The 8747-nt window shown below is 66.0% G+C and carries 9 protein-coding genes and 1 pseudogene; all 10 read left to right on the forward strand.

Annotated elements, in window-relative coordinates:
* Positions 1-337: ribosome-recycling factor (locus tag ABZD10_RS11130; RefSeq protein WP_372886532.1), on the forward strand; the 337-nt coding region annotated here is incomplete at its 5' end.
* Between the two features lie 25 nt (positions 338-362).
* The gene (locus tag ABZD10_RS11135) at positions 363-1088 is read left to right on the forward strand and encodes an isoprenyl transferase (protein WP_372886534.1); all 726 of its coding nucleotides are present in this window, start codon (positions 363-365) and stop codon (positions 1086-1088) included.
* On the forward strand, positions 1085-1861 hold the full coding sequence (locus ABZD10_RS11140) for a phosphatidate cytidylyltransferase (RefSeq protein WP_372886536.1): 777 nt from the start codon (positions 1085-1087) through the stop codon (positions 1859-1861). Before ABZD10_RS11135 ends, ABZD10_RS11140 begins: the two co-directional genes overlap by 4 nt.
* Positions 1861-3030 carry a 1-deoxy-D-xylulose-5-phosphate reductoisomerase gene (gene dxr / locus ABZD10_RS11145; RefSeq protein WP_372886549.1) on the forward strand — a complete coding sequence of 390 codons (1170 nt, stop codon included), beginning with the start codon at positions 1861-1863 and terminating at the stop codon, positions 3028-3030. Before ABZD10_RS11140 ends, dxr begins: the two co-directional genes overlap by 1 nt.
* Positions 3031-3050: 20 nt before the next feature.
* Entirely contained in the window at positions 3051-4397 is a 1347-nt protein-coding gene (gene rseP / locus ABZD10_RS11150) for an RIP metalloprotease RseP (protein WP_372886538.1), read from the forward strand.
* Positions 4398-4524: 127 nt separating this feature from the next.
* Entirely contained in the window at positions 4525-4659 is a 135-nt protein-coding gene (locus ABZD10_RS11155) for a hypothetical protein (protein WP_372886541.1), read from the forward strand.
* Between the two features lie 190 nt (positions 4660-4849).
* Positions 4850-7201, forward strand: coding sequence for an outer membrane protein assembly factor BamA (gene bamA / locus ABZD10_RS11160; protein WP_372886543.1), 2352 nt, complete (start codon positions 4850-4852; stop codon positions 7199-7201).
* Positions 7202-7206: 5 nt separating this feature from the next.
* The gene (locus ABZD10_RS11165; protein ID WP_372886545.1) at positions 7207-7764 is read left to right on the forward strand and encodes an OmpH family outer membrane protein; all 558 of its coding nucleotides are present in this window, start codon (positions 7207-7209) and stop codon (positions 7762-7764) included.
* Positions 7765-7864: 100 nt separating this feature from the next.
* Positions 7865-8329: a 3-hydroxyacyl-ACP dehydratase FabZ gene (gene fabZ, locus ABZD10_RS11170; protein WP_372886547.1), complete on the forward strand. Its 465-nt coding sequence runs from the start codon at positions 7865-7867 to the stop codon at positions 8327-8329.
* A 5-nt stretch (positions 8330-8334) separates the two neighbouring features.
* Positions 8335-8747, forward strand: a pseudogene (locus ABZD10_RS11175) (acyl-[acyl-carrier-protein]--UDP-N-acetylglucosamine O-acyltransferase); the annotation flags it as partial.

Genomic DNA, 8747 nt, shown 5'->3' on the forward strand with positions numbered 1-8747 from the left:
GCTGGTCTCGGCGGTGGAAAAGGCGATCATGAATTCCGGTCTCGGCATCAACCCGCAGACCAACGGCACCATCGTGATGCTGCCGATCCCCGAGCTCAACGAGGAACGCCGCACCGAGCTGGCCCGGGTCGCGGCGCAATATGCCGAACACGCTCGCGTGGCGGTGCGCAACGTGCGCCGCGACGGCATGGATTCGATCAAGAAGGCCAAGGCCGACGGGCTGGGCGAAGACGACCAGAAGTTCTGGGAATCCGAGGTTCAGGACCTGACCGACAAGTTCATCAAGAATGTCGACGCCGCCCTTGAGAACAAGCAGGCCGAGATCATGCAGGTCTGAGGACCGACGGAAAGGGGGCTCCGAGGTGAGTTCAGACAAGACACGTCGCGATGGCCCCCGGCACGTGGCGATCATCATGGATGGCAACGGCCGCTGGGCGCAGGCCCGCGGCGGGCCGCGGCTGTTCGGCCATCACGCAGGCGCCCGCCGGGTGCGCGAGATCGTCGAGGCCTGCCCGGAAAACGGCGTCGACTACCTGACGATCTTTGCCTTTTCGACCGAGAACTGGAAACGCACCCAGATCGAGGTTGCCGGGTTGATGAGCCTGTTCCGCCGCTACATCCTGAAGGAAATGCAGGATTTCGTGCGCCAGAACGTGCGGGTGCGCTTCATCGGCGACCGGGTGAAACTGGACAAGAAGCTCAGCGGGCTGATGGACGAGGCCGAGGAACTGACCGCGCAATGCACCGGCACCAACCTGACCATCGCGCTGAACTATGGCGGGCGCGACGAGGTGGCGCGCGCCACCCAGCGGCTGGCGCGTGATGTCGCCAGCGGCCGGCTTGACCCCGAGAAGGTCGACGAAGAGACCCTGCCGCGCTATCTCGACACCCATGTGCTGCCCGATCCCGATCTGGTGATCCGCACCTCGGGCGAGGCGCGGATCTCGAATTTCCTGCTCTGGCAGTCGGCCTATGCCGAATATGAATTCATCGAAACCCTGTGGCCGGATTTCACCGCCGCCGAGTTTCACGATCTGGTCTCGGCCTATGCCGGGCGCGAGCGCCGCTATGGCGGGGTCAAGGCATGAGCGCCGCGGGCGGCCGCTGGGCCGATCTTCTGCCGCGGGTGCTGTCGGCGGTGGTGATGCTGGTGGTCGGGGTCGGCGCGGTCTGGGCCGGGGGGCTCTGGTTCCGGGCATTGGTGGCGCTGGTCGGCGGCGGCATGATCTGGGAACTGGCGCGGATGATGGCGCCCGGTCGGGCCGCGATCCCGGTGCCGCTGGGCCTGCTGTCCGCCGCCGCGATCTATGCCACCGCGCTGCTGCCGGGACAGGCAGTGCTGCCGGTGCTGCTGGCGCCGGCGGTGGTCGGGGCCTCGCAGGTCGCGCGCGGCCGTCTGGTCTTTGTCGCCTATGCGGCGGCGCTGCTGCTGGCCTGTTTCGGGCTGATCGTGCTGCGTGACATGCGCGGTGTTCAGTGGCTGATCTGGCTCGCCGGGGTGGTGGTCGCCACCGATGTCGCCGGCTATTTCGTCGGCCGGGTCGTCGGCGGGCCGAAATTCTGGCCAAAGGTGAGCCCCAAGAAGACCTGGTCGGGGATCGTCGCCGGCTGGATCGCCGCCGCCTGTGTCGGCGCGGCCCTTGGCGGTGCACCGCTGATCCTGCTCAGCGTGCTGACCTCCTTCCTGTCGCAGATGGGCGATGCCGCCGAAAGCGCCATCAAGCGGCGCTGCGGGGTCAAGGACAGTTCCAATCTGATCCCCGGTCACGGCGGGCTGCTTGACCGTTTCGACGCGATGATGGGCGCGGCGCTCTTCGTGCTGCTGGTGGGGGCCGTGCTTGGCCTGCCGGCGTGGTCCTGATGCGCCGGGTCTCGATCTTTGGCGCCACCGGTTCGATCGGGCAGAACACCATCGACCTGATCGCCCGCGCCCCCGAAAGCTATCAGGTGGTGGCGCTGAGCGGCGGCCGCAACATCGCCCAGCTGGCGGTCGATGCGCGGCGGCTGGGGGCCGAGATCGCGGTCACCGCGCATGAAGAACTGCTTGGCGATCTGCGCGCCGCGCTGAGGGGCAGCGGAGTCGCGGCGGCGGCGGGAACGGCGGCGCTGACCGAGGCCGCCAGCCGGCCGGCCGACTGGGTGATGTCGGCGATCGTCGGCGCGGCGGGGCTGGCGCCGGGGCTGGCGGCGCTGCAACAGGGGGCGACGCTGGCTCTGGCCAACAAGGAATCGCTGGTCACGGCCGGGGCGCTGATCATGGGCACCGCGGCGCGCCACGCGGCCCGCATCCTGCCGGTGGACAGCGAGCATTCGGCGATCTTCCAGGGGCTCGTCGGCGAGGATTTCGACGCCGTTGAACGCATCATCATCACCGCCAGCGGCGGCGCCTTCCGCGACTGGAGCCTCGAGGACATGGCCCATGCCACCCCGGCGCAGGCCTCGTCGCATCCCAACTGGAACATGGGCCAACGGATCACCATCGACAGTGCCAGCATGTTCAACAAGGCGCTCGAGGTCATCGAAACCAAAGAGTTCTTCGGCTGCCCGCATGAGATGATCGAGGTTCTGGTGCACCCGGAATCGATGATCCATGCGCTGGTCGGCTATCGCGACGGCGCGCTGATGGCCCATGTCGGCCCGGCGGACATGCGCCATGCCATCGGCTATGCGCTGCACTGGCCGGAACGCCGCCCGCTGCCGGTCGAGCGGCTGGATCTGGCACGCATCGGCCAGCTCACCTTCCGCGACCCGGACCCGGTGCGCTACCCGGCGCTGCGCCTGGCGCATGAGGTGATGCGGACCGGCGGGCTCAGCGGCGCGGTGTTCAACGCCGCCAAGGAACGCGCCCTTGACGGGTTCCTCGAGGGGCGGATCGGCTTTCTTGCCATGTCCGAGGTGGTGGAGGAGGTTCTCGACCGTCTCTGGGGCGAGAACGGGCTCATCAATGGCGAGATGACCCTTGATACGGTGCGCCGGACCGACCAAATCGCACGTCAGGTGGCCGATCAGGTCATGGCCGCGCGTCAGTAAGCGAAAAAAGAGAGAGCATCTTGGATATTTTCAGCCTGATTTCCGGATTCGGAAACACGTTCTGGGTCGTCATCGCCTTTGTCGTGGCGCTGTCGATCATCGTGGCGATTCATGAATACGGGCATTATATCGTCGGGCGCTGGTCGGGGATCGGCGCCGATGTCTTCTCGCTCGGCTTCGGGCCGGTGCTGTGGTCGCGCCATGACCGCCATGGCACCAAATGGCAGATCGCGGCGATCCCCCTTGGCGGCTACGTGAAATTCAAGGGCGACGCCAATGCCGCCTCGGGCAAGGACGGCGAGGCGATGTCGGCCATGTCCGAGCGCGAGCGCCGCCAGACCATGCACGGCGCGCCGCTTTGGGCGCGGGCGGCGACCATCGCCGCCGGGCCGCTGTTCAATTTCATCCTCTCGACCCTGGTCTTCGCCGCCGTGTTCCTGTCGCGCGGCGAAGTCGGCGACAGCCTGACAGTGGGCAAGATGCACAGCCTGCCGCCGGCCTCCTATGGGTTGCAGACCGGCGACGAGATCACCTCGATTGCCGGTTTGGCCAACCCCGGGTTCGCCGATCCGAAGGCCTTCGAGAGCTTTGTCGACGGCATCCCGCTGGTGCAGCCGCTGGACTATGGGGTGCTGCGGGGCGGCGACCGGCTGACGGTCACCGGCCCCTATCTCTATCCGCCGTTGGTGCTGCACCTGGCGCCGCGTTCGGCGGCCTATGAGATCGGCATGGAGATCGGCGACGTCATCACCGCGATCGACGGCCGCGCGATCACCGGTTTTTCGGAACTGAAAGAAGCGGTGGAAAGCGGCGCCGGCAAGCCCCTGCTGCTGACGGTGTGGCGCGACGGGCAGGAGCTTGACTTTGCCTTGACCCCGCGCCGGGCCGACGAACCGCAGCCCGAGGGCGGCTTCAAGACCTTCTGGCGCATCGGCATCGGCGGCGGGCTGGCCTTCGAGCCGGCCACCGAAACGCCGGGGGTAGGGGCCGCCCTTTGGGGCGGTCTGGCCCAGACCGGGGTCATCATCAAGGGTTCGGTCTCGGGGCTCTATCACATGGTCACCGGGGCGATTTCGACCTGCAACCTCTCGGGGCCGGTGGGCATTGCCCAGACCTCGGGCGCCATGGCCAGCCAGGGGGCGCAGAGCTTCATCTGGTTCATCGCCGTGCTGTCGGCGGCGATCGGCATGCTCAACCTGTTCCCGATCCCGATGCTGGACGGCGGCCATCTGGTGTTCCTCGCCTACGAGGCATTGGCCGGCCGGCCGCCCAATGATGCGGTGGTGCGGGTCTTGATGACCGCCGGTCTGGTGATCGTTCTCAGCCTGATGACCTTCGGGCTTACCAACGACCTGTTCTGCCCCTGACGCCATCCCCGAAGCCATCCCTGACACCGGCCCCGACGCTGTCGCGATGCTTTCATCTTGTTGCCCCATTGCTGCCCCAATTCGCGGGCAGTCTTGGGCCACGCGACGAAATGAACGGATTGGACCGATGCAGACGATCGAACAAGGATACCGGGCTCTCAGCCTTCTGGTCGAGGTGAACCAGGATCGCTTCCTGTTTCCGGCGGCCATCCTGATCGGGCTGCTGACCGCAGCCTATATCGGATCGCTCGGTCTTTTCTGAACATTTCCCGCCGGTTTTCTAATTCGCGGCCCGCCCAGTCGACATGACGGACGGGCCGCAAGCGTTGCCGCCAAGGGGCAGGGCCGACACAGCGGCGGGCAAACCCGTCGCGCGATGGTTTGGCATTTTGACATCCCGCTGCAATCCCGTTAGTCACTTGGCCAATGGGATGTCTGGCAGGAATTGGGAAATGACCAATCAATTGAAGGCTGTATCGCGGGCTCGGGCGCTTGGCGCGACGAGGGTTCAGCAACTGGTTCTGGGTTTTTCCCTTTTGATTTCAGCGGTTTTCCTGGCGCTTGCCAGCCCCGCCAATGCCCAGCAGTACACTTTCTCTTCGATCAGCGTCAAAGGCAACCAGCGCATCGAATCCACCGCCATCCTGACCTACGCGGGAATCGCCACCGGGCAGGAGGTCTCGGCGGGGCAGCTCAACGGCGCCTATCAGCGGATTCTCGACAGCGGCCTGTTCGAAAGCGCCGAACTGCTGCCCAGCGGCAGCCGGCTGACCATCTCGGTGGTCGAGTTCCCGACGATCAACGTCGTCAGCTTCGAAGGCAATGAACGGCTCAAGGACGAGGCGCTGGAAGCGCTGGTGGAATCGGCCCCCCGGCGGGTGCTGAACCCCGCGGTCGCCGAGCGCGACGCGGCGCTGATCGCCGAAGCCTATGCCCAGTCGGGGCGCATGGCGGCCCGCGTGACCCCGCGCATCATCCGTCGCAGCGACAACCGCGCCGACCTGATCTTCGAGATCTTCGAAGGCGGCATGACCGAGGTCGAGCGCATCAGTTTCGTCGGCAACAAGAACTATTCCGACAACCGCCTGCGCCGGGTCGTCGGCTCCAAGCAGGCCGGCCTGCTGCGCCGCTTTATCAAGCGCGACACTTTCGTCGCCGACCGGATCGAGTTCGACAAGCAGGTGCTGCGCGATTTCTACCTGTCGCGCGGCTATGTCGATTTCCGCACCACCGGGGTCAACGCCGAACTCTCGCGCGAGCGTGACGGCTATTTCGTCACCTTCAACGTCGAGGAAGGCCAGCAGTTCACCTTTGGCGAAATCAGCGTCACCAGCGAGGTCGAGGGCATCGACGCCACCGAGTATCTCGAGGCGCTGAAGGTCCGCGCGGGCGTGGTCTATTCGCCGCTTCTGGTCGAGAACTCGATCGCAAGGCTGGAGCGGCTGGCCCTGATCGACGGGCATGATTTCGTGCGGGTCGATCCCCGGATCACCCGCAACGAACGCACGCTGACGCTGGACGTGGAATTCGCCATGGTGCGCGGCCCCCGCGTCTTTGTCGAGCGGATCGACATCGAGGGCAACACCACCACGCTGGACCGTGTCGTGCGCCAGCAGTTCCGCATCGTCGAGGGCGACCCCTTCAACCCGCGCGAGATCCGCGAGAGCGCCGAGCGCATCCGCGCCCTTGGCTTCTTCGAGACCGCCAATGTCAATGCGCGTGAAGGCAATGCCCCCGACAAGGTGATCGTCGACGTCGAAGTCACCGAGGCGCCCACCGGATCGCTGCGCTTCGGCGGCAGCTTTTCCTCGGACCTCGGCTTCGGTCTCGTGGTGTCCTTCTCGGAAAACAACTTCCTTGGACGCGGCCAGCGGCTGAACCTGTCGTTCTCGACGGCCTCGGAACTGGCCGATTACGGCTTCACCTTCTACGAGCCGGCCTTTCTCGGGCAGGATCTGAGGGCCGGCTTCGTGCTGCGCTATGTGGAAACCGAGCCCGATTCCGTGCGCTGGACCGACACGGTCGGAGAATTCCGCCCCTCGCTGGCCTTCCCGATCAGCGAATATGGCCGTCTCGAGCTGCGCTATACCGCCAATATGTCCGAGCTGAACATCGACCCGACCCTGGCGGTCGCAGGCTCGCTGCTTGACGCCGAGGTCGCCCGCGGCGACCTGTGGAAAAGCGCGCTTGGCTATTCCTACAGGTTCGATACCCGCAAGACCGGGCTCGACCCCAAAAGCGGCGTGCTGCTCGAGCTGTCGCAGGACTTCGGCGGCCTCGGGGGTGATTACGAATACGTGCAGACCTCGGCCAAGGCCGTCGCCGAAACCGCGATCTTCCAAGAGGACGTGACGCTGCGGGCCTCGCTCGAGGGCGGCGCGCTTTATTCGCCGAACCGTGACAGCCGGGTGCCGGACAGGTTTTTCCTCGATTCGACGCAGATGCGCGGGTTCGAACCCTTCGGACTGGGGCCGCGTGAATATCAGGCCGGCGGTGTGCAGGACGACGCGCTTGGCGGCACCTATTTCGCCGTTGCCCGCTTCGAAGCCGAATTCCCCCTCGGACTGCCCGAGGAATACGGGCTCAGCGGCGGCGTGTTCTATGACATCGGCTCGGTCTGGGGTCTCGATCAGAGCTCGGCCAACGTGATCTACGAGGACATGAGCCTGCGCCACGTGATCGGCTTCTCGCTGTTCTGGGAAGGTCCGATCGGCCCCCTGCGCTTCAACTTCTCCAAGGCGCTGAAGAAAGAGGCCTTCGATCAGGAGCGCAATTTCGACTTCACGATCTCGGCGACCTTCTGATCGCCATGCTGCGGCCCCTGTTTCGCCTGCTGCGCGCCTGCCTTCTGATCGTCTTGACGGCGGGAACCGTGGCGGCGCAGGAGGCCGGGCCGCGCAGCCCGGTGCTGACCATCGAATCCGAGCGCCTGTTTGCCGACTCGGCCTTCGGCCAGCGGGTGGCGCGCGAAATCGAGGCCGAGCGCTCGGTGCTGCTGGCCGAGAACCGCAAGATCGAATCCGACCTGACGGCCGAGGAAAAGCGCCTGACCGACATGCGCAAGACCATGAGCCCCGAAGATTTCCGGGCCGTGGCCGATGCTTTCGACGCCCGCGTCGACGAGATCCGCAAGGCACAGGACACCAAGGCGCGGGCGATCGGCGAGCGGCGCGAACGCGAGCAGGCCGAGTTCCTGAAGGTGGCGGGGCCGGTGCTGGCGCGGCTGTTGCAGGAGACCGGCGCCGACGTGATCCTCGAACGCCGGTCGGTGTTCTTCTCGCTCGACATGATCGACATCACCGGTCAGGCGATCGAGGAACTGGACCGCGTGGTCGGCGACGGAGCCCGCTCGGGCAGCGACCCGTGAGCCTTGCGCTTGCCCATTGCGGGCGGCCTTGCTAGGGCTATCCGCGACGCGTGCCGGCCCCCGCCGGAACGCCTGAGACAACCAAAACCGGGAGGTCCCGATGACCGACACTCTGCAAAGCGCCGACATCCAGCTGATCCAGCGCATCATTCCGCATCGCTACCCGTTCCTTCTGGTCGACAAGGTGGTGGATATCGACGGCTACCAGTCGGCGACCGGCATCAAGAACGTGACCATGAACGAGCCCCATTTTCAGGGCCATTTCCCCGGCAAGCCGATCATGCCCGGGGTCACCATTGCCGAGGCCCTGGCGCAGACCGCCGCGGTGATGGTCGGTGTCGCCATGGACATGGCCGACCGCGATCTCTTGGTCTATTTCATGTCGATCGACAAATGCAAGTTCCGCCGCATGGTGGTGCCGGGCGACGTGCTGTCGATGAAGGTGCAGACCGTGCGCGGCAAGCCGGGCGGCAAGGTCTGGAAGTTCTCGGGCGTGGCCACGGTCGAGGGCGAGATGGCCTGTGAATGCGAGTTCACCGCGATGATGGATCTGCCCAAGGAGTAAGTCGCATGGCGATTTCCAGCGCGGCGCGGGTCCATCCCAGCGCGGTGATCGAAGAGGGCGCGGTGATCGCGCCCGGCGCCGAGGTCGGTCCCTTCTGTGCCGTCGGCCCCGAGGTGACACTGGGCCCCGACGTGGTGCTGAAGTCGCATGTGGTGGTGACCGGCAACACCAGCATCGGCGAAGGCACGGTGATCTTCCCCTTCGCGGTGATCGGAGAGATCCCGCAGGATCTCAAGTTCAAGGGCGAGGCGACGCGGCTCGAGATCGGCAAGCGCAACCGCATCCGCGAGCATGTGACGATGAACACCGGCACCGCCGGCGGCGGCGGCGAGACCCGGGTGGGCGACGACGGGCTGTTCATGGCCGGCTGCCACATCGCCCATGACGCACAGGTCGGCGACCGGGTGATCGTGGTCAA

This window comes from Shimia sp., from assembly GCF_041624275.1.
GTDB lineage: Bacteria > Pseudomonadota > Alphaproteobacteria > Rhodobacterales > Rhodobacteraceae > Shimia.

What these genes read in the sequence shown, in the direction of transcription:
- ABZD10_RS11140 (WP_372886536.1), top strand. Translation starts at nt 1,085, where the DNA reads ATGAGCGCCGCGGGCGGCCGCTGGGCCGATCTTCTGCCGCGGGTGCTG.
- ABZD10_RS11155 (WP_372886541.1), top strand. Translation starts at nt 4,525, where the DNA reads ATGCAGACGATCGAACAAGGATACCGGGCTCTCAGCCTTCTGGTCGAG.
- ABZD10_RS11165 (WP_372886545.1), top strand. Translation starts at nt 7,207, where the DNA reads ATGCTGCGGCCCCTGTTTCGCCTGCTGCGCGCCTGCCTTCTGATCGTC.
- fabZ (WP_372886547.1), top strand. Translation starts at nt 7,865, where the DNA reads ATGACCGACACTCTGCAAAGCGCCGACATCCAGCTGATCCAGCGCATC.
- bamA (WP_372886543.1), top strand. Translation starts at nt 4,850, where the DNA reads ATGACCAATCAATTGAAGGCTGTATCGCGGGCTCGGGCGCTTGGCGCG.
- dxr (WP_372886549.1), top strand. Translation starts at nt 1,861, where the DNA reads ATGCGCCGGGTCTCGATCTTTGGCGCCACCGGTTCGATCGGGCAGAAC.